The following is a 218-nucleotide window of genomic DNA, read 5'->3' as shown; positions in this document are numbered from 1 at the left end:
CGGAGGTGTCGCCCTGGATGGCCTCCACCCGACGGGCGATGTCCTCCGTCGCCCGCGCGGTCTCCTGCGCCAGCTCCTTCACCTCGTTGGCCACCACGGCGAAGCCCTTGCCGGCCTCACCGGCCCGGGCGGCCTCGATCGTGGCGTTGAGCGCCAGCAGGTCTGCTCCGCGATGCTGGTGATCGCCTTCACGACCGCGCCGATCTCCTGCGACGACG

1 pseudogene is annotated in these 218 nt (G+C 72.0%); it reads right to left on the bottom strand.

Going from position 1 to position 218, the window contains the following annotated elements:
• Nucleotides 1–218: pseudogene (locus tag IN07_RS23230) on the bottom strand (methyl-accepting chemotaxis protein); the annotation flags it as partial.

Source organism: Modestobacter caceresii (assembly GCF_000761485.1).
Taxonomy (GTDB): domain Bacteria; phylum Actinomycetota; class Actinomycetes; order Mycobacteriales; family Geodermatophilaceae; genus Modestobacter; species Modestobacter caceresii.
The sequence above is the reverse complement of the archived record's forward strand: the minus strand, read 5'-3'. Positions and strand labels throughout refer to the sequence as shown.